The organism is Pseudomonas salomonii (genome assembly GCF_900107155.1).
Taxonomy (GTDB): Bacteria; Pseudomonadota; Gammaproteobacteria; order Pseudomonadales; family Pseudomonadaceae; genus Aquipseudomonas; species Aquipseudomonas salomonii.
In genome coordinates, this window is sequence record NZ_FNOX01000001.1 from 101186 (window position 1) to 120267 (window position 19082).

A 19082-nucleotide genomic window follows, 5' to 3' on the forward strand; every position below is an offset into this window, starting at 1 on the left:
AGCCTTAAATGACCGACTATAAAGCCACGCTAAACCTTCCGGACACCGCCTTCCCAATGAAGGCCGGCCTGCCACAGCGCGAACCGCAGATCCTGCAGCGCTGGGACAGTATTGGCCTGTACGGAAAGTTGCGCGAAATTGGCAAGGATCGTCCGAAGTTCGTCCTGCACGACGGCCCTCCTTATGCCAACGGCACTATCCACATCGGTCATGCGCTGAACAAAATTCTCAAGGACATGATCCTGCGTTCGAAAACCCTGTCGGGTTTCGACGCGCCTTATGTTCCGGGCTGGGACTGCCACGGCCTGCCGATCGAGCACAAAGTCGAAGTGACCTACGGCAAGAACCTGGGCGCGGATAAAACCCGCGAACTGTGCCGTGCCTATGCCACCGAGCAGATCGAAGGGCAGAAGTCCGAATTCATTCGTCTGGGCGTCCTCGGCGAGTGGGACAACCCGTACAAGACCATGAACTTCAAGAACGAGGCCGGTGAAATCCGCGCCTTGGCCGAAATCGTCAAAGGCGGTTTCGTGTTCAAGGGCCTCAAACCCGTGAACTGGTGCTTCGACTGCGGTTCGGCCCTGGCAGAAGCGGAAGTCGAGTACGAAGACAAGAAGTCCTCGACCATCGACGTGGCCTTCCCGATCGCCGACGACGCCAAGCTGGCCCAAGCGTTTGGCCTGTCGAGCCTGCCAAAACCTGCAGCCATCGTGATCTGGACCACTACCCCGTGGACCATTCCGGCCAACCAGGCGCTGAACGTGCACCCGGAATTCACCTACGCCCTGGTGGACGTCGGTGATCGCCTGCTGGTGCTGGCTGAAGAAATGGTCGAAGCCTGCCTGGCACGCTACGAACTGCAAGGTTCGGTCATCGCCACCACCACCGGCACCGCGCTGGAACTGATCAACTTCCGTCACCCGTTCTACGACCGTCTGTCGCCGGTGTACCTGGCTGACTACGTGGAATTGGGTTCGGGTACTGGCATTGTTCACTGCTCGCCGGCTTATGGCGTGGATGACTTCGTCATCTGCAAGAAGTACGGCATGGTGAATGACGACATCATCAACCCGGTGCAGAGCAATGGCGTGTACGTGCCGTCGCTGGAGTTCTTCGGCGGCCAGTTCATTTTCAAGGCCGACCAGGCGATCATCGACAAGCTGAGCGAAGTCGGTGCGTTGGTGAAATCCGACACCATCAAGCACAGCTACATGCACTGCTGGCGTCACAAAACCCCGCTGATCTACCGCGCCACCGCGCAGTGGTTTATCGGCATGGACAAAGAGCCGACCAGCGGCGACACCCTGCGTGTGCGCTCGCTCAAAGCCATCGAAGAGACCAAGTTCGTCCCGGCCTGGGGCCAGGCGCGCCTGCACTCGATGATTGCCAACCGCCCGGACTGGTGCATCTCCCGCCAGCGTAACTGGGGCGTGCCGATCCCGTTCTTCCTGAACAAGGAAAGCGGCGAGCTGCACCCACGCACCGTCGAGCTGATGGAAGCAGTGGCGCTGCGCGTTGAACAGGAAGGCATCGAAGCCTGGTTCAAGCTGGACGCTGCCGAGCTGTTGGGCGACGAAGCGCCGCTGTACGACAAGATCAGCGACACCCTCGACGTGTGGTTCGACTCCGGCACCACCCACTGGCACGTGCTGCGCGGTTCGCACCCGATGGGCCACGCCACCGGCCCGCGTGCCGACCTGTATCTGGAAGGCTCGGACCAACACCGTGGCTGGTTCCACTCGTCGCTGTTGACCGGCTGCGCCATCGACAACCACGCGCCGTACCGCGAACTGCTGACCCACGGCTTCACCGTCGACGAGACGGGCCGCAAGATGTCCAAGTCGCTGAAAAACGTGATCGAGCCGAAAAAGATCAACGACACCCTGGGCGCCGACATCATGCGTCTGTGGGTCGCGTCGACCGATTACTCGGGCGAAATCGCCGTGTCGGACCAGATCCTGGCCCGCAGCGCCGATGCTTACCGCCGTATCCGTAATACCGCACGCTTCCTGCTGTCGAACCTGACCGGTTTCAACCCGGCCACCGACATCCTGCCGGCCGAGGACATGCTCGCCCTGGACCGTTGGGCCGTGGACCGTACCCTGTTGCTGCAGCGCGAGTTGCAGGAACACTACGGTGAATACCGCTTCTGGAACGTGTACTCCAAGATCCACAACTTCTGCGTGCAGGAGCTGGGTGGTTTCTATCTCGATATCATCAAGGACCGCCAGTACACCACCGGCGCCAACAGCAAGGCGCGCCGCTCGGCGCAGACCGCGCTGTACCACATCTCTGAAGCGCTGGTGCGCTGGATCGCGCCGATCCTGGCCTTCACCGCCGACGAACTGTGGGAATACCTGCCGGGCGAGCGTAACGAGTCGGTGATGCTCAACACCTGGTACGAAGGCCTGACCGAATTGCCGGCCAACTTCGAACTGGGCCGCGAGTATTGGGAAGGCGTAATGGCCGTCAAGGTTGCGGTGAACAAGGAGCTGGAAGTTCAGCGCGCGGCCAAGGCCGTCGGTGGCAACCTGCAAGCCGAAGTCACCCTGTTTGCCGAGGAAGGCCTGACCGCCGACCTGGCCAAGCTGAGCAACGAACTGCGCTTCGTGCTGATCACCTCGACTGCAAGCCTGGCACCGTTTGCCCAGGCCCCTGCGGACGCAGTGGCCACCGAAGTACCGGGCCTCAAGCTCAAAGTGGTCAAGTCGGCCTTCCCCAAGTGCGCCCGTTGCTGGCACTGCCGTGAAGACGTCGGCGTGAACCCGGAGCATCCGGAAATCTGCGGCCGTTGCGTGGACAACATCAGCGGTGCTGGCGAGGTTCGCCACTATGCCTAAAACCAGCCGTTTCGGACGTCTGGGTTGGCTCGTGCTGAGCGTGCTGGTCCTGGTCATTGACCAGGTCAGCAAGGCTCACTTCGAAGGCTCCCTGCAGATGTTCCAGCAGATCGTGGTCATTCCTGACTACTTCAGTTGGACCCTGGCCTACAACACCGGCGCCGCCTTCAGCTTCCTGGCTGACAGCGGCGGCTGGCAGCGCTGGCTGTTTGCCCTGATCGCTGTGGTGGTCAGTGCGGTGCTTGTGGTCTGGCTCAAGCGCCTGGGCCGCGATGACACCTGGCTGGCAATCGCCCTGGCCCTGGTGCTGGGCGGCGCGCTGGGCAACCTGTACGACCGCATTGCCCTGGGCCATGTGATCGACTTTATTCTGGTGCATTGGCAGAACCGCTGGTACTTCCCGGCGTTCAACTTTGCCGACAGCGCCATCACCGTCGGTGCAATCATGCTGGCGTTGGATATGTTCAAAAGCAAGAAAACCGGAGAGACCGTCAATGACTGATCAGGTATTGGCTGAGCAACGCATCGGCCAGAACACGGAAGTCACTTTGCATTTCGCATTGCGCCTGGAGAATGGCGACACGGTCGACAGTACGTTCGACAAAGCCCCGGCGACCTTCAAGGTCGGTGACGGCAACCTGCTGCCGGGTTTTGAAGCGGCACTGTTCGGTTTCAAGGCCGGCGACAAGCGCACCCTGCAGATCCTGCCGGAAAACGCCTTTGGCCAGCCCAACCCGCAAAACGTGCAGATCATCCCGCGCTCGCAGTTCCAGGACATGGACCTGTCGGAAGGCCTGTTGGTGATCTTCAACGATGCGGCGAACACCGAGCTGCCCGGCGTGGTTAAAACCTTCGATGACGCGCAAGTGACCATCGACTTCAACCACCCGTTGGCCGGTAAAACCTTGACGTTTGACGTTGAAATCATCGACGTTAAAGCGCTCTAATTGGCCGTACGCGGTCTAAAATGTGGGAGCGGGCTTGCTCGCGAATGCGGTGGATCAGTCTAATAGTTCGGTGACTGACACTGCGCATTCGCGAGCAAGCCCGCTCCCACCTTTGATCTTCATTGTCAGTTGAGTCAGCGTCAGACCTGGCTCAAGGTGGCTGCAAGACACGAGGCACAGCATGCAAATCAAACTCGCCAACCCCCGTGGCTTCTGCGCCGGTGTGGACCGGGCGATCGAAATCGTCAATCGCGCCCTGGAAGTGTTCGGGCCGCCGATTTACGTGCGCCATGAAGTCGTCCACAACAAATTCGTGGTTGAAGACCTGCGCGCACGCGGGGCTATCTTTGTCGAAGAACTCGACCAGGTGCCGGACGACGTTATCGTTATCTTCAGTGCCCACGGCGTGTCCCAGGCTGTCCGTACCGAAGCGGCTGGCCGTGGCCTAAAGGTGTTCGACGCCACCTGCCCGCTGGTCACCAAGGTACACATCGAAGTCGCGCGTTACAGCCGCGACGGCCGTGAGTGCATCCTGATCGGTCACGCCGGTCACCCGGAAGTCGAAGGCACCATGGGTCAGTACGACGCCAGCAATGGCGGCGCTATCTACCTGGTGGAAGACGAAAAAGATGTCGCCGAGTTGCAGGTTCAAAACCCGGATCGCCTGGCCTTCGTGACCCAAACCACGCTGTCGATGGACGACACCAGCCGTGTGATCGATGCCCTGCGCACACGCTTCCCGGCAATTGGCGGCCCACGCAAGGACGACATCTGCTACGCCACGCAAAACCGTCAGGACGCGGTCAAGCAGCTGGCCGACGAGTGCGATGTGGTCCTGGTGGTGGGCAGCCCTAACAGCTCCAACTCCAACCGCTTGCGCGAACTGGCGGAACGCATGGCCACGCCGGCCTACCTGATCGACGGCGCCGAAGACATGCAGCGCAGTTGGTTCGATGGCGTTGAGCGCATCGGCATCACCGCAGGTGCTTCGGCTCCAGAAGTGCTGGTGCGTGGTGTGATCCAGCAATTACAGGCCTGGGGCGCTACCGGCGCGGATGAATTGGCCGGTCGCGAAGAGAACATCACGTTCTCGATGCCCAAAGAGCTGCGGGTTCGCTCACTGCTCTGAGTGCCACGGTGCCGGAGCTGCACAGCGCCTGCTCGGTGGCCTCACTGCGCAGGCTGATGCGCCCACTGGGCGCCAGCACCACTTGATAGCGGCTCTGTACCGGGTCGGTGCCGCAGATGTGCACCGTACCGGCACGGAAGCCACCCCCCGCAAACACCGGTTCACCCAGCCCGCTGAAGCGTACCTGGTTCTTGACAGGCCCATTGCCCGCCATCATCACGCGCCCATTGCCCTGCCGTTCCAGCAGTATCCGGTTGTCGCTACCCGGCTCACCGCGCCCGCTTATATCCACGATGATTTGCCATCCTCGGCTCCAATCGTTCTCCAGCGCCTGAATGATCACTGGGCGATTGCGGGTGATTGCCTCAGTGCGCGCCAACCGCAGGCCTTCGGCAAGCGAGTGTGCCGCGCTGCGTTGCTGCTGCGACGCAAGCAAACCCTTGAAGGCAGGCACTGCCACGGTCACCAGGATGCCACCCAGTAGCAGGCCGAACAGAAGTTCGATCAGGGTGAAACCGCGTTGTTGCATAGTCTGTCCCTCCACGGGCAAGGGTAAAAATGGGTTTGGAGACCTAGGTATAGCGCCCGGCGGCGGGGCTGGATGATGGCCTTTATGTCCAAAGTATTTCCCTTTGTTCCGATTGCGGCGCGGGGCAAGAACCGGCACTAGTCTTGGCTCGTACAGCAGTGCTGCGCTGCTTTTTTTTGGCCTTCGACACGGATGACGACGGTAATGCTTGCCTGCCCGAACAGACTTTTTCCCTGCGCACTGCCTCGACAACAAACCGGTATGACCTTGATCGAAGTGTTGGTGGCGGTGCTGATTCTCGCCATCGGGTTGCTGGGCGCCGCAATGACCCAGCTCAATGCACTCAAGTACACCGACAGTGCAAGGATGACCAGCCAGGCCAGTTTCATTGCCTACGATATGCTCGATCGAATCCGCGCCAACTCAGGCGCCGACTACGCATGGGCACTCATGCAAAGCGCTCCCGCCAATACCCCGACGGCCAGCGTGCGGGACCTGGACCTGCATGACTTCGAGGCCAATATCATCGGCTTCGGCGGCGAGGATGCCAAAGGCTCGGTGGTGATCAGCGGTGGCGAGGTAACGGTGAGCATCAGTTGGGATGACTCCCGTGGGGCGAATACTCGTGGGGCGCGGGAAACCTTCACCCTCACCAGCCGCATTGACGGCGAACCGCAGGCGCCCCAATGAGACGCTCTGTGCGTGGTTTCAGCCTGGTGGAGATGTTGCTCGCACTGGCGGTCGGGTTGCTGCTGGTACTGGGTGTCAGCCAGGTGGCGATAAGCGCTCGCGCGACTCACGCCAGCCAACAGGCCGCCATGGTGCTGCAGGATGATGCGCGGTTTGTGCTGGGCAAGATGATCCAGGATATCCGCCAGACAGGCATGTTCGGCTGCCTGGCGACAGCCTCTATCGACAACGCACCGCCAGCCTTTTATCGACCTCTCGGCTGGGACTCTGCAGGCAGCGCCTGGTCGCTGACGCTGGTCACTGCCGAGGTTGCAGGCGAGGGCGGCACGCCAGACTGGACGGTGCTCTCTGACTGCCTCGGCACGGCCCAGGCCTACGCGGGGAGTTCACCGCCACCGATGCCGGGGCAGATCCGCTTTGCGCTGCGCCAACTCACCTACACCTATGAAACCGGGCAACTGAAGGTCAGTACCCCTGCGGCGCCGGCCAAGTCGGTGCTGTTGGACAACGTGCAGGCCTTCGACATCAGTTTCGGCGTGGCAGGCAAGCCAGGTTCGCCTCAGGTAGCGCGCTATGAATCCCGACCGGCGGATGAATCGCTGATCCGCAGCGTGCGCCTGCGGATGACGCTGCAAGACCCGGCCGGGCGTGTGAAAGACCAGGCCTACAGCGTCGTAGCAGCCCTGCGAAACCGGCTGGGGTAGGGCGGCATGTTCAATCATCAAGGGGTTTTTGCGCGGCAAACCGGCATGGTTTTGCTGATCAGCCTGGTGTTTCTGCTGATGCTGTCACTGATCGGCCTGGCATCAATGCAAGGGGCGGTGTCCCAACAAAAGATTACCGGCAGCGTTTGGCATCGAAACCAATCCTTCCAAAGCGCCGAAAGTGGCCTGCGGTTGGGGGAGTCGGTGATCCGACGGGCCGGCGCGACATTGCCGGTGTGTCGGGCAATCACCACCTGTGCGCCGCCGATGGAATCGGCGCGGGTGGTGGCGGCAGGCACACACCCTGTTTCGGCGGTCACTTGGGTTGCCCTGAAAGGCGGGCTATATGGCGTGCAATCCCTGGGAGTGGGCTTTGCGCTGGCGGGTTTGCCTGCCGGAACACCGGCCGCGTTGTACCGCGTGACCGCAGTTGGGAGCAGTGGCCAGGTGCGCACGGTGCTGGAGGCGGTCTATGCACAGGCAGAGGGAGGCCTGAACGTTCATCGAGTCCTATGGCGACAACTTCAATAGTAAGGAGCATATCAATGGGCAAGGATTGCCAAGGTTTTACCCTGATCGAGTTACTGGGCACGGTCGCCATCATCGCGTTTTTGGCCGGGATTGCTTACCCCGCGTATACCGGGCAGGTGAAAAAAGCCTACCGCGCGCAGATCGTTGCACTGCTGACTGAGCAGGCGCAGCACCTCGAGCGTTTTTACACGCGCCACGGCACTTTTATTGATGCAGGCGGCGCCAGTGCCGGCAGTGATCACTATAGAATCAGCACTGCGTTGAGCCCCGAGGCATTTACCCTGGTCGCCTCGCCTGCAGTGGGCGCCATCATGGCGAATGACCCTTGCGGTGAGTTCAGCTTGTCCAGCACCGGCGTACGCAGTAATCCGGGCGCGATACCTGAAATGTCGCGCCTTGCGTGCTGGGGGCAATGATGAGAGTGCTGGATGAATGGGCGCCGGGTGCGCTTTTCCCTTTTTATCGGCTGGATCAAATGATGGCTAAGCAACAGCAAGTGGTGATTGTGGGTGGCGGTGTTATCGGCTTGTTGACCGCGTTCAACCTCGCCACCGAGGGGCAGTCCGTGGTGCTGCTGGAGCGCTCCAGGCTGGGGCAGGAGTCTTCCTGGGCGGGTGGCGGTATCGTTTCGCCGCTGTACCCATGGCGCTACGGCCCGGCGGTCACCGCACTGGCCCATTGGTCGCAGGATTTTTACCCGCAGTTGGCACAGCGACTGTTTGCGGCCACCGGGGTTGATCCAGAGGTTCACACCACCGGCCTTTACTGGCTGGACCTGGAAGATGAAGCCCAGGCGTTGGCCTGGGCTGCCCGTGAAGGCCGGCCGTTGAGCAAGGTGGATGTGTCGGCCGCCCATGACGCCGTGCCGGTGCTGGGTGGTGGGTATTCCCAGGCGATCTTCATGGCGGACGTGGCCAACGTACGTAACCCACGTCTGGTCAAATCCCTCAAGGCCGCGCTGTTGGCGTTACCGGGCGTGACCCTTCATGAGCAGTGCGAAGTGGAGGGGTTCGTGATTGAAGGTGGCGACGTCGTGGGTGTGAACACCCCGGCGGGGCCAGTCCTGGGCGACCAGGTGGTGCTGGCGGCGGGTGCCTGGAGCGGCGAAATACTCGGCAAGCTGGGCCTGTCGCTGCCGGTGGAGCCGGTCAAAGGCCAAATGATTTTGTACAAATGTGCGTCGGATTTTTTGTCGAGCATGGTGCTGGCCAAGGGGCGTTATGCGATCCCACGGCGTGACGGGCACATTCTGATCGGCAGCACGCTGGAGCACGAAGGGTTCGACAAGACCCCGACCGACTCTGCCCTGGAAAGCCTGAAGGCGTCGGCGGTGGAATTGATTCCCGCGCTGGCAGATGCCGAGGTCGTAGGCCACTGGGCCGGTTTGCGCCCCGGTTCACCGGAAGGTATCCCTTACATCGGTGAAGTACCCGGTTTCAAAGGGCTTTGGCTCAATTGCGGGCATTATCGCAATGGGCTGGTACTCGCGCCGGCATCCTGCCAACTGTTTGCTGACTTGCTGCTGGGCCGTACCCCTGTTATCGACCCGGCGCCGTATGCGCCCGCCGGTCGGATCAACGCTGGATAGACTTCGGCCCTTGTTCCAGGTGCGCCTGGGTGCAGTACCACGCCTGCCGTGAACTGAGTGCGCGGTCCTGCGGCAGGTGCACGCCGCAGTGGGCGCAGCGCACCATCATGGCCGCGCCCGGCTCAGCGGAGCGCTGCTGTTTAGTCGCCGGGCTTTTGAATTTGCGCCAGAACCATACCGCGGCAGCAATGACGGCAATCCAGAACAGTAGACGAAGCATGATGGGCAGTTTCTCGACAGGGAATGCGCCAGTTTAGCCAAGCGCGTGGCAAGCGCACAGTGCAATAACAAGGCGCCCACAAAAAAGGAGCCTCGAGAGGCTCCTTCTTGATGACGCTGTGTGCAATCAGTCAAACACGCCGAAGGTCATGTAGCTGAACCACGAACGGTCTTCATTGTTGCCCAGGGCCTGCGGTGCTTCTTCTTCGATCACGTCGCCATTGGCGTCATGCGGCTTGAGCTCCGAAGGAATGGCTTCCTTGGCGTCCTGGAACTGCTTCATCACGTCCTGGTTGGCGCGGGTTTCGCCCGGCGGCAGCGGTGGACGGGAACTGATCAGGCCCAGGGTGTATTTGCTCAACCACGAACGGTTGTCTGCTTCAGCTACCCGAGGCACGAACTGGCCGTCTTTCAGGCTTGGGGAGTCCGGGTAGTTGAGCTTCAGGGTTTCCAGGCTGGTGGTTGCCAATGCATCCAGGTGCAAGGCCTGGTAAGCCTGGGTCATCACCGCCAGGCCATCACCCACGGATGGGGTTTCCTGGAAGTTCTCAACTACATAACGGCCACGGTTGGCGGCAGCTACATACGCCTGACGGGTCAGGTAGTAGTCGGCCACGTGAATCTCGTAGGAGGCCAGCAGGTTGCGCAGGTAGATCATGCGCTGCTTGGCGTCCGGCGAGTAGCGGCTGTTGGGGTAGCGGCTGGTGAGCTGGGCGAACTCGTTGAAGGAGTCGCGGGCAGCACCAGGGTCACGCTTGGTCATGTCCAGCGGCAGGAAGCGCGCCAGCAGGCCAACGTCCTGGTCGAACGAGGTCAGGCCCTTCATGTAGTAGGCGTAGTCCACGTTCGGGTGCTGCGGGTGCAGCCGGATAAAACGCTCGGCGGCGGACTTGGCAGCTTCCGGCTCCGCGTTCTTGTAGTTGGCGTAGATCAGCTCAAGCTGTGCCTGGTCGGCGTAGCGCCCGAACGGATAGCGCGACTCCAGGGCCTTCAGCTTGGCTGTGGCACTGGTGTAGCTATTATTGTCCAAGTCTTTTTGAGCTAATTGATACAGCTCGACTTCGCTCAGGTTTTCGTCGACGACTTCCTTTGTTGACGAGCAAGCAGCAGTCATGGCGAGGATGGCGATCAGCAGCAGGTGTTTCACTTGCATGGCGGCTTGCGTCCCTATGACGGCCGCTGTCTTGGGCGGGGCCGTCCTGTTATGATGAGCGCCCCGTTGAAAGCCTCGGGGCAAAAGACGCCGTATTTAACCACAAGCGCGCAGCCGAAACCAAAGGCTGTGCCACGCCTAGTCTGAGCATGTCCGATAAAATTGAACTTCGCGCAGAGGTGCCGTCCGAATTGGGCGGCCAACGCCTCGATCAAGTCGCCGCACAATTATTCGCTGAGCACTCGCGCTCGCGCCTTTCCGCCTGGATCAAAGACGGCCGCCTGACTGTGGATGGAGCGGTTATCCGCCCGCGAGACATAGTCCATGGCGGTGCGATTCTTGAGCTGACTGCCGAGCAGGAAGCCCAGGGAGAATGGGTCGCCCAAGACATCGAGCTGGATATCGTCTATGAAGATGATGACATCCTGGTCATCAACAAACCTGCAGGCCTGGTGGTTCACCCGGCGGTCGGGCACGCTGATGGCACTTTGCTTAATGCCTTGTTGCACCACGTGCCGGACATCGTCAACGTGCCGCGCTGCGGCATCGTGCACCGCCTGGACAAGGACACCACCGGCTTGATGGTGGTGGCCAAGACCATTCAGGCGCAGACGCAGTTGGTCACACAATTGCAGGCCCGCAGTGTCAGCCGGATCTACGAATGCATCGTGATCGGCGTGGTGGTGGCGGGTGGCAAGATCAACGCCCCGATCGGCCGCCACGGCCAGCAGCGCCAGCGTATGGCGGTGATGGAAGGCGGCAAGCCGGCCGTCAGCCACTACCGTGTGCTCGAACGTTTTCGCTCTCACACGCATGTGCGGGTGAAGCTGGAAACCGGCCGCACGCACCAGATTCGCGTGCATATGGCGCACATCAACTTCCCGTTGGTCGGAGATCCGGCCTACGGTGGTCGCTTCCGTATTCCGCCAGCGGCCAGCCAGACCATGGTTGAATCGCTGAAAACCTTCCCGCGCCAGGCACTGCATGCACGTTTCCTGGAACTGGATCATCCGACGAGCGGTAAGCGGATGAGCTGGGAATCGCCTCTACCGGACGATCTGGTCTGGTTGTTGTCGTTGCTCAAGCAGGATCGCGAGGCATTTGTCGGGTGAATGACTGGCTGATTCCTGACTGGCCCGCGCCGTCGGGAGTCAAAGCTTGCGTCACCACCCGTGCGGGCGGCGTCAGTCCGGCGCCGTTCGACAGCCTTAATCTGGGTGATCATGTTGAGGACAGTCTCGAGGCTGTCCTTGAGAACCGCCGCCGCGTCACCGATGCTTTCTCTATCCAGCCTGCCTGGTTACGCCAGGTTCATGGGGTAACAGTGGTGGAGGCTGACCCTTCGCGTATCGCTGAAGCCGATGCCAGTTGGACCAGCACTCCCGGCGTCGCCTGCACCTCAATGACCGCCGATTGCCTGCCCGCGTTGTTCTGCAACCGCGCCGGTACCCGCGTGGCGGCTGCCCATGCCGGTTGGCGCGGGCTGGCGGCCGGTGTATTGGAAGCTGCCTTCGAAAGCTTGAATGCCGAACCCGAAGAAGTACTTGTCTGGCTGGGCCCGGCCATTGGCCCGCAAGCCTTTGAAGTCGGGCCCGAAGTGCGTGAAGCCTTCATGCAGCAACTGCCAGCCACGGCCGAGGCCTTTGCACCCAGCCATAACCCCGGCAAGTACCTGGCCGATATCTACCAGCTGGCGCGCCTGCGCCTGGCCGCGCGCGGTGTGACTGCTGTATATGGTGGTGGTTTATGCACCGTCACCGACCCACGCTTTTTTTCCTACCGGCGCAGCCCGCGCACCGGTCGGTTCGCCTCCCTTATCTGGCTTGAGCGCTAGACTCTCCTGACTTGGATCAATGCTGATCCACATCAACGATCAGCTGCTTGAATCTTGCAGAATCCCCCCCATCTATAAGGGTATCTGGCAGGTTTCTTCATTCAGGATGTGTATTTCTAGCTCCGGCCTGCTCAAAAGGAAGGTGACTAATGCGTATTGATCGTTTAACCAGCAAATTGCAGTTGGCACTCTCGGACTCCCAATCCCTGGCGGTCGGCCTCGACCACCCGGCGATTGAGCCTGCGCACTTGATGCAGGCGCTTCTCGAACAGCAAGGTGGTTCTATCAAGCCGTTGTTGATGCAGGTGGGCTTTGACGTCAACAGCCTGCGCAAAGAGTTGAGCAAAGAGCTCGACCAACTGCCGAAAATCCAAAACCCTACCGGCGACGTGAACATGTCGCAGGATCTGGCGCGCCTGCTTAACCAGGCCGATCGTCTGGCCCAGCAGAAAGGTGACCAGTTCATCTCCAGCGAACTGGTGCTGCTCGCCGCGATGGACGACAACAGCAAGCTTGGCAAATTGTTGTTGGGCCAGGGCGTGAGCAAAAAAGCCCTGGAAAACGCCATTAATAACCTGCGTGGCGGCGAGGCGGTGAATGACCCCAACCATGAGGAGTCGCGCCAGGCCCTGGACAAATACACCGTCGACCTGACCAAGCGCGCCGAAGAAGGCAAGCTGGACCCGGTGATTGGCCGTGACGACGAAATTCGGCGCACTATCCAGGTGTTGCAGCGTCGCACCAAGAACAACCCGGTATTGATCGGTGAGCCCGGCGTGGGTAAGACCGCGATTGCCGAGGGCCTGGCCCAGCGCATCATCAATGGTGAAGTGCCGGACGGCCTTAAAGGCAAGCGCCTGTTGTCCCTGGACATGGGGTCGCTGATCGCCGGTGCCAAGTTCCGTGGCGAGTTCGAAGAGCGCCTCAAATCCCTGCTTAATGAACTGTCGAAGCAGGAAGGGCAGATCATTCTGTTTATCGACGAGCTGCACACCATGGTCGGCGCCGGTAAAGGCGAAGGCTCGATGGATGCCGGCAACATGCTCAAGCCGGCGTTGGCGCGCGGTGAGCTGCATTGCGTGGGTGCGACCACGCTCAACGAATACCGTCAGTACATTGAAAAGAATGCGGCCCTTGAGCGGCGCTTCCAGAAAGTATTGGTGGAAGAACCCAGCGAAGAAGACACCATCGCCATCCTGCGTGGCCTCAAAGAGCGGTATGAGGTGCACCACAAGGTGGCGATCACTGACGGCGCGATCATCGCGGCGGCCAAACTGAGCCATCGCTATATCACCGACCGCCAGTTGCCGGACAAGGCCATCGACCTGATCGACGAAGCGGCCAGCCGCATTCGCATGGAGATCGACTCCAAGCCGGAAGTGCTCGATCGTCTGGACCGACGCCTGATTCAGCTGAAAGTTGAATCCCAGGCGCTTAAGAAAGAAGAGGACGACGCAGCGAAAAAACGCCTGGAAAAACTTCAGGAAGAAATCCTGCGCCTGGAGCGTGAGTATGCGGACCTCGAAGAAATCTGGACCTCGGAAAAAGCCGAAGTGCAGGGTTCTGCGCAGATCCAGCAAAAGATCGAGCAGTCCCGCCAGGAGCTGGAAGCAGCACGTCGTAAAGGCGACCTGAACCGCATGGCCGAGTTGCAGTACGGGGTGATCCCGGACCTGGAGCGCAGCCTGCAAATGGTCGACCAGCACGGCAAGCCCGAGAACCAACTGCTGCGCAGCAAAGTGACCGAGGAGGAAATTGCTGAAGTCGTCTCCAAGTGGACCGGCATTCCTGTGTCGAAAATGCTTGAAGGCGAGCGCGACAAGCTGCTGAAGATGGAAAGCCTGCTGCACCAGCGTGTGATTGGCCAGGAAGAGGCCGTGGTAGCGGTCTCCAACGCGGTACGGCGTTCGCGGGCGGGTTTGTCCGACCCTAATCGCCCGAGCGGCTCGTTCATGTTCCTCGGCCCAACCGGCGTGGGTAAAACCGAGTTGTGCAAGGCGTTGGCCGAGTTCCTCTTTGATACTGAAGAGGCCATGGTGCGCATCGATATGTCCGAATTCATGGAGAAACATTCGGTGGCGCGCTTGATCGGTGCTCCTCCAGGCTATGTGGGCTATGAAGAAGGCGGTTACCTGACCGAAGCCGTGCGTCGCAAGCCTTACTCGGTGATCCTGCTGGATGAGGTCGAGAAGGCCCACCCGGATGTGTTCAACATCTTGCTGCAGGTGCTGGAGGATGGCCGGTTGACGGACAGCCACGGGCGTACGGTGGACTTCCGCAATACGGTGATCGTGATGACCTCCAACCTGGGCTCGGCGCAGATCCAGGAGCTGGTCGGTGATCGTGAGGCCCAGCGCGCGGCGGTGATGGACGCGCTGACGTCGCACTTCCGCCCGGAATTCATCAACCGGGTCGATGAAGTGGTGATCTTCGAGCCTCTGGCGCGGGATCAGATCGCGGGTATTACCGAGATCCAGTTGGGCCGCCTGCGTAGCCGCCTGGCCGAGCGCGAGCTTGACCTAGAGCTGAGCAGCGAGGCGTTGGACAAGTTGATCGCGGTGGGTTACGACCCGGTGTATGGCGCACGGCCTCTGAAACGTGCGATTCAGCGCTGGATCGAGAACCCGCTGGCGCAGTTGATCCTGTCGGGCAGCTTCATGCCGGGGACCAGCGTGGCGGCCACGGTGGAAAACGACGAAATCGTCTTCCACTAAGCCTGGCCTGTATGGCGATAAGAGGAGGCCCCGCATTGCGGGGTCTTTTTTTTCGATAGGGCGTTGAACTGTAAGGCAAAGGCTTGTAAAGTGCGCCCCGCAGCAACGTCAGCCCACGGGTTTCTTCTCCCCAAGAAGAAATCAGAAACAAGCGCAAATCATTGTCTTAAAAGCAATTTAAAGGGTTGACAGGGGTTTTTAAGATTGTAGAATAGCGCGCCTCAGAGACGTGAACGTAGCGATACGGACAAGCCGAAGAGAAGGTTGTAAAGCAGTAGAAGTTGTACATTTGAAATATGTAGTTCCGTGATAGCTCAGTCGGTAGAGCAAATGACTGTTAATCATTGGGTCCCAGGTTCGAGTCCTGGTCACGGAGCCAATTTCAAAACCGGGGTATAGCGCAGTCCGGTAGCGCGCCTGCTTTGGGAGCAGGATGTCAGGAGTTCGAATCCCCTTACCCCGACCATTTTTGGGTCGTTAGCTCAGTTGGTAGAGCAGTTGGCTTTTAACCAATTGGTCGTAGGTTCGAATCCCACACGACCCACCATTTTTGAGACCAGTTAGCGCTGGAATCAAATCTTAGAATCAGAGGTTCTAGCTCTGATAGAGGCGGTTTTACGGTTTTGGAAAGTGTTACAGCACTTAGATATCGCCGTAGACATGCAGCCGTCTGAGGCGAACAGTAGTTTTGGTTCGTCATGATGTCAATGTGCATCGGTTTTGCGATGCGCATTCCGGGGTATAGCGCAGTCCGGTAGCGCGCCTGCTTTGGGAGCAGGATGTCGGGAGTTCGAATCCCCCTACCCCGACCATATTTAATGAAAAAGGCGTCTTTATGGCGCCTTTTTTTTGCCTTGAGCAAAGTGGTACCGTTCGTCTGAAAAAATCCGGATTTCGACCTGGTGCTTTATTCCGGGCATGCGAAAGCCTCTGGCCAACCAGAATACCCTATAGCCAGTGCGCTTTGACTATGATCGTACTAAGGCGATGCTCGGGAAAATGATGAGCTTCGCATTGAATGCTCAGTTGAGGTGCGTTTCCTGAATGTGCCGACACCAAGCCCGCTCGCCATTAGCGTCAATAGTAGACTCTGCTCTACTTGATCTACTGGTGGGTCCATAGAGCATGTCGTTGACTCGCGATGCAGTTGCGCAGATGCGAGCTCGAGAGCCCTCTGTAGCGCGCCTCGGCCAGTCGACTTGGTCGGCCGATCAATACTGACCTCTGTGCTGCTAGATTGTTGTGGAGCTGGCAGCTTCTTGGGCTCTGGTTGAGCGGTTTCCTGTGAGTGCACACCTATCTTGGCGGGTAAGGGGGCAGAGGGTGTGCCACTTGGATCAACCCGTCTCACTCGGCTTAGAGCGCCCTGAGCCAGACTCCGCTCATGCAGAACAGCACGCATATGGTCGTAGTCCGCCTCTATGTAATTCATCGTGGTCGCTAGATTCGAATGATTCAGCAGGCTTTTCGTGAGATGAATGTTTCGCTCAGGCTGCTTCATCAAGTCTGTTGCTAATGTGTGCCTGAAGCGGTGAGGGGTCATGCGCACGCCGATCTTATCGGTGAGCTTGCCGTACATTGACTCCACCTGGTCGATGTTCATTTCCTTGCCATGGAAGTGACGAGAGAATCTGTTGACGTTGAACAGTTGATCGTCTGGTGAAAAACCTATTTTCTCGGCCTCCCCCAGGATCCTGGATAAGTGTGGAGCGAGTCCTTCCATAATGGGGAGGAAAAACTCCCGATGGGTCTTCTCTGTTTCACCGCGGACCAAGATCATCTGGCTGTCCCAGTCGATATCTTTGTAGCGCAGGCACAGCAGGGCATTCAGACGTATGCCTGTGTAATAAAACATCTCGAAGACGCTGAGCCAGAACCAGGCAGGTGTGATCTGGCTACGTTCATGCGTACAACGTTCTTGGCCTACAAGGGATATGAGCCAGTTGCGTGCTCGTTGGATGGCGTCTCCATTGATTGTCTTGCTGGCCCGCTTTGGTGGGATAACGCTGGTTTTCTTGAATGGGTTGATCGTGGTATGGGTCATCAGGCCGTGTTCTATGGCGTAGCCCCAAACAGTTCGAAGGTGATTTGAATAGGTGTTCCAGCTGCGTTTGGATAATCCGTTCTCAAGGACTTTTTTTCGCCATGTCAGAACCGCACGATGATCGATCTCCTCAACTGAGGCCGTTCGGAAATGCTTAAGTAGTGCTTTGGTCGAGGCACGATAGATCTTTGCACTGGCAGGCCGCAGATCATGGGCGAAGATGTATTCCTCCGTCAGATTCGAGGGCGTCGTCATTGTGGCGGCTCCGTTGCTTCTGACTTCAAGGACAGGCTGATATTGTCGAAGGGAACCTCAGAGAAGATTGTTCGCGGGTCTAGTAGTAAGTACCCCTTGAGCTGCTTGGATTTTCGAGGTCCAACGACGTCACAGGTCCAAATATTCAGACTCTTATGCGTTTTTCGATGAAGTTTCTGTTTCTCGAAACTACGTTGAACCAGCTGCCAGGCGCTGACTTGCTGTACTTTGGCTTGCTGTTCGATATGGGGGAATTCAAGGACGTAGCGCTTGAAAATTCCAGGCGTTACCAGCATAGCGGTCCCTGCTACGGTATGAACCAGCGCTTTGGTATCGTTGATAATGATGGTCCGGGATGCAATGCCTTTCTTAAGCCATTCAACAAATCCCTGACCGATCTCGGTGTTATTGCTAGGCATCGGACTGACTTCTTCGATTATTGCTAAAGGCGCACCTCCTTGATTGGAGGTTTGGGAAGGCTGGATGTCATCCAGTTTCGGAGGCGCGGGATGGGCCGATGAGACCTGATTATTTTTGGTGTCTTCTAATGGCTCATTGATATTACCAAGGAGTGTCAGTAGTGCGTCAATTTCGGCAGGATTGCTCGAAGGGTGCTGCTGTGTTTCAAAGGGTGATAACTCTGCCGGCGCTAAAACTGCTGGAGTAGCATTAGGTTCAACGTTTACAGGCGAGGTTTTCGCAGGTGCGGCGATAGGGTTTTCTGTCGGGGGCTCTTCTGCCGGATTGCCAGCTTCTACTTCAAGCGTCCCCGGGTACGCTGCTGGCCGATCATTTGGATCATTCCAGATCAGTGCCGGTGAGAGTTTCAGCAGGGTGAAGGTGTTTCGCCAGCCACGACCATTGTCTATCGTGGCTTTCCAGATTGCCTTGTCCTGGGCATTGGTTTGGATCACCCCCTGATCTTGCAGCATGTTGAAGAAAGGTGCATTCGAACTGGGTACACCCTCAACGCCTTGGGTCAGCAAATAGGCTCGCAATTGATCAGCAATAGGCTTGCTAACCAGCCAAAGAGCATCCTGTGTCAGCCATCCATCTGACGGTCCATCGGGTTGATTCAGTTTGAATGTATCTCGGACCAGGTGACGCAACCCATCTGCCAATTGGCGCTGCAAAGACTGTTTGGGCGCGGACAGCGCGCGGGCTGGATTTCCTCCGAGTTCCTGAGCGACGGACGCCTGATCGGCCTTGACCACGATCTCGCCCAAAATGCCGGCATGTTCGTACTGACCAGCCAAAATGAAGATTAACTGCGACCACACTTCGGGGAAATTACTGAGCCAATCTAAGATTTCTGAGGACAGGATCTGCGCGTAGATCAGTGCGGCAGCGGCTCCGTGAAGTTGGTAATTTCGTCCTTTCACGTAGCGGAATCGATAGGGACGATCGATTGGGCCGTGCCACGGGTGCCAGGTTTTACCTCCTGCCAGCTCGACGTGCACGTCGACGGCGATCTTGCCGAGGTCGTGTATCAGAGCGCCATAAGCCGCAGCGGCAGTCCAGGCCTCAGCCTGTGCTGATTGAGACTCCGGCGGTGCGCCTATAGGAAGCAGGTAGCTCTGTCGAATTTTCAAGGCATAGGCGACGATTTCAAGCCCGTGATCCAGCATGCCGCCAGGGTGTGCATGATGGTGGTTTTGCGAAGCAGGGAGCTGCTGGACCAACTCCGCGTAGCGCTCAAGTGGACGCCGATAGAGCTCGACAAACTGTGAGCGAGATAACGATGCGCGCTGCCAAATGTTCTCCAGTAGTTTCTGACGGCGTGGCGATGCCAGTAGTGCTTGGCTAGAGGCCGGCTGTATAAAACCGTTAGGGGAGGGGCTTTGGGCGGGTAGCGCTTTATTGCGGCGGAAAATAGAGAACATCGCCTGCTCCGTAAATGATTCA

At 58.9% G+C, this 19082-nt stretch carries 17 protein-coding genes and 4 tRNA genes; 16 read left to right on the plus strand and 5 right to left on the minus strand.

Annotated elements, in window-relative coordinates; all coding sequences use genetic code 11:
• The first annotated feature begins 8 nt into the window (after window positions 1-8).
• The 4 genes from ileS (at window position 9) to ispH (ending at window position 4916) form a co-directional block, all read left to right on the plus strand.
• Complete coding sequence (gene ileS, locus BLV67_RS00520; RefSeq protein ID WP_056859106.1) at window positions 9-2840, plus strand: isoleucine--tRNA ligase; 2832 nt, start codon at window positions 9-11, stop codon at window positions 2838-2840.
• Window positions 2833-3342 (plus strand): signal peptidase II, encoded by a 510-nt coding sequence (gene lspA / locus BLV67_RS00525; protein ID WP_056859105.1) that lies wholly within the window; start codon window positions 2833-2835, stop codon window positions 3340-3342. The genes ileS and lspA overlap by 8 nt, the downstream gene beginning before the upstream one ends.
• A 7-nt stretch (window positions 3343-3349) precedes the next feature.
• Entirely contained in the window at window positions 3350-3787 is a 438-nt protein-coding gene (fkpB, locus tag BLV67_RS00530) for an FKBP-type peptidyl-prolyl cis-trans isomerase (RefSeq protein ID WP_010213263.1), read from the plus strand.
• Between the two features lie 181 nt (window positions 3788-3968).
• Window positions 3969-4916: a 4-hydroxy-3-methylbut-2-enyl diphosphate reductase gene (gene ispH / locus BLV67_RS00535; RefSeq protein WP_017137605.1), complete on the plus strand. Its 948-nt coding sequence runs from the start codon at window positions 3969-3971 to the stop codon at window positions 4914-4916.
• Here ispH and BLV67_RS00540 read toward each other — a convergent pair.
• Entirely contained in the window at window positions 4870-5445 is a 576-nt protein-coding gene (locus tag BLV67_RS00540) for a GspH/FimT family pseudopilin (protein ID WP_069785940.1), read from the minus strand. The genes ispH and BLV67_RS00540 overlap by 47 nt on opposite strands.
• A 204-nt stretch (window positions 5446-5649) precedes the next feature.
• On the opposite strand from BLV67_RS00540, the gene pilV reads away from it, so the two are divergent.
• From pilV to thiO, 5 genes are all read left to right on the plus strand, one after another.
• Window positions 5650-6135, plus strand: a complete 486-nt coding sequence (pilV, locus tag BLV67_RS00545; protein ID WP_065929626.1) for a type IV pilus modification protein PilV — start codon at window positions 5650-5652, stop codon at window positions 6133-6135.
• Entirely contained in the window at window positions 6132-6839 is a 708-nt protein-coding gene (locus BLV67_RS00550; protein WP_069785941.1) for a PilW family protein, read from the plus strand. Before pilV ends, BLV67_RS00550 begins: the two co-directional genes overlap by 4 nt.
• A 6-nt stretch (window positions 6840-6845) precedes the next feature.
• Window positions 6846-7370, plus strand: coding sequence for a pilus assembly PilX family protein (locus tag BLV67_RS00555; protein WP_069785942.1), 525 nt, complete (start codon window positions 6846-6848; stop codon window positions 7368-7370).
• A 14-nt stretch (window positions 7371-7384) separates the two neighbouring features.
• Window positions 7385-7786, plus strand: coding sequence for a type IV pilin protein (locus BLV67_RS00560; RefSeq protein ID WP_069785943.1), 402 nt, complete (start codon window positions 7385-7387; stop codon window positions 7784-7786).
• A 62-nt stretch (window positions 7787-7848) separates the two neighbouring features.
• Entirely contained in the window at window positions 7849-8958 is a 1110-nt protein-coding gene (gene thiO, locus BLV67_RS00565) for a glycine oxidase ThiO (RefSeq protein WP_069786168.1), read from the plus strand.
• Here the strand turns inward: thiO and BLV67_RS00570 are convergent.
• A complete protein-coding gene (locus BLV67_RS00570; protein ID WP_069785944.1) occupies window positions 8945-9178 on the minus strand; it encodes a PP0621 family protein in 234 nt (77 codons plus the stop codon). The genes thiO and BLV67_RS00570 overlap by 14 nt on opposite strands.
• A gap of 126 nt (window positions 9179-9304) precedes the next feature.
• The gene (locus BLV67_RS00575) at window positions 9305-10330 is read right to left on the minus strand and encodes an outer membrane protein assembly factor BamD (protein WP_017137597.1); all 1026 of its coding nucleotides are present in this window, start codon (window positions 10328-10330) and stop codon (window positions 9305-9307) included.
• A gap of 149 nt (window positions 10331-10479) precedes the next feature.
• Here BLV67_RS00575 and rluD point away from each other — a divergent pair, with 149 nt between their 5' ends.
• The 7 genes from rluD to BLV67_RS00610 all read left to right on the plus strand — a co-directional run bounded on the left by rluD (window position 10480) and on the right by BLV67_RS00610 (window position 15690).
• On the plus strand, window positions 10480-11442 hold the full coding sequence (gene rluD, locus BLV67_RS00580) for a 23S rRNA pseudouridine(1911/1915/1917) synthase RluD (RefSeq protein ID WP_017137596.1): 963 nt from the start codon (window positions 10480-10482) through the stop codon (window positions 11440-11442).
• On the plus strand, window positions 11439-12164 hold the full coding sequence (gene pgeF, locus BLV67_RS00585; protein WP_069785945.1) for a peptidoglycan editing factor PgeF: 726 nt from the start codon (window positions 11439-11441) through the stop codon (window positions 12162-12164). The genes rluD and pgeF overlap by 4 nt, the downstream gene beginning before the upstream one ends.
• Before the next feature lie 149 nt (window positions 12165-12313).
• Window positions 12314-14878, plus strand: coding sequence for an ATP-dependent chaperone ClpB (gene clpB / locus BLV67_RS00590; protein ID WP_069785946.1), 2565 nt, complete (start codon window positions 12314-12316; stop codon window positions 14876-14878).
• Between the two features lie 303 nt (window positions 14879-15181).
• A tRNA-Asn gene (locus tag BLV67_RS00595) sits at window positions 15182-15257 on the plus strand.
• 10 nt (window positions 15258-15267) lie between these two features.
• Window positions 15268-15344, plus strand: a tRNA-Pro gene (locus tag BLV67_RS00600).
• Window positions 15345-15349: 5 nt separating this feature from the next.
• A tRNA-Lys gene (locus tag BLV67_RS00605) sits at window positions 15350-15425 on the plus strand.
• A gap of 188 nt (window positions 15426-15613) precedes the next feature.
• A tRNA-Pro gene (locus BLV67_RS00610) sits at window positions 15614-15690 on the plus strand.
• 167 nt (window positions 15691-15857) lie between these two features.
• On the opposite strand, the gene BLV67_RS00615 is transcribed toward BLV67_RS00610, so the two are convergent.
• Both BLV67_RS00615 and mobH read right to left on the minus strand, forming a co-directional pair.
• Entirely contained in the window at window positions 15858-17177 is a 1320-nt protein-coding gene (locus BLV67_RS00615) for a site-specific integrase (RefSeq protein ID WP_069785947.1), read from the minus strand.
• Window positions 17174-19060, minus strand: a complete 1887-nt coding sequence (gene mobH, locus BLV67_RS00620; protein WP_069785948.1) for a MobH family relaxase — start codon at window positions 19058-19060, stop codon at window positions 17174-17176. The genes BLV67_RS00615 and mobH overlap by 4 nt, the downstream gene beginning before the upstream one ends.
• Window positions 19061-19082 lie beyond the last annotated feature (22 nt).

What these genes read in the sequence shown, in the direction of transcription:
- ileS (WP_056859106.1), top strand. Translation starts at nt 9, where the DNA reads ATGACCGACTATAAAGCCACGCTAAACCTTCCGGACACCGCCTTCCCA.
- lspA (WP_056859105.1), top strand. Translation starts at nt 2,833, where the DNA reads ATGCCTAAAACCAGCCGTTTCGGACGTCTGGGTTGGCTCGTGCTGAGC.
- ispH (WP_017137605.1), top strand. Translation starts at nt 3,969, where the DNA reads ATGCAAATCAAACTCGCCAACCCCCGTGGCTTCTGCGCCGGTGTGGAC.
- BLV67_RS00540 (WP_069785940.1), bottom strand. Translation starts at nt 5,445, where the DNA reads ATGCAACAACGCGGTTTCACCCTGATCGAACTTCTGTTCGGCCTGCTA.
- pilV (WP_065929626.1), top strand. Translation starts at nt 5,650, where the DNA reads ATGCTTGCCTGCCCGAACAGACTTTTTCCCTGCGCACTGCCTCGACAA.
- BLV67_RS00550 (WP_069785941.1), top strand. Translation starts at nt 6,132, where the DNA reads ATGAGACGCTCTGTGCGTGGTTTCAGCCTGGTGGAGATGTTGCTCGCA.
- BLV67_RS00555 (WP_069785942.1), top strand. Translation starts at nt 6,846, where the DNA reads ATGTTCAATCATCAAGGGGTTTTTGCGCGGCAAACCGGCATGGTTTTG.
- BLV67_RS00560 (WP_069785943.1), top strand. Translation starts at nt 7,385, where the DNA reads ATGGGCAAGGATTGCCAAGGTTTTACCCTGATCGAGTTACTGGGCACG.
- thiO (WP_069786168.1), top strand. Translation starts at nt 7,849, where the DNA reads ATGGCTAAGCAACAGCAAGTGGTGATTGTGGGTGGCGGTGTTATCGGC.
- BLV67_RS00570 (WP_069785944.1), bottom strand. Translation starts at nt 9,178, where the DNA reads ATGCTTCGTCTACTGTTCTGGATTGCCGTCATTGCTGCCGCGGTATGG.
- BLV67_RS00575 (WP_017137597.1), bottom strand. Translation starts at nt 10,330, where the DNA reads ATGCAAGTGAAACACCTGCTGCTGATCGCCATCCTCGCCATGACTGCT.
- rluD (WP_017137596.1), top strand. Translation starts at nt 10,480, where the DNA reads ATGTCCGATAAAATTGAACTTCGCGCAGAGGTGCCGTCCGAATTGGGC.
- clpB (WP_069785946.1), top strand. Translation starts at nt 12,314, where the DNA reads ATGCGTATTGATCGTTTAACCAGCAAATTGCAGTTGGCACTCTCGGAC.
- BLV67_RS00615 (WP_069785947.1), bottom strand. Translation starts at nt 17,177, where the DNA reads ATGACGACGCCCTCGAATCTGACGGAGGAATACATCTTCGCCCATGAT.
- mobH (WP_069785948.1), bottom strand. Translation starts at nt 19,060, where the DNA reads ATGTTCTCTATTTTCCGCCGCAATAAAGCGCTACCCGCCCAAAGCCCC.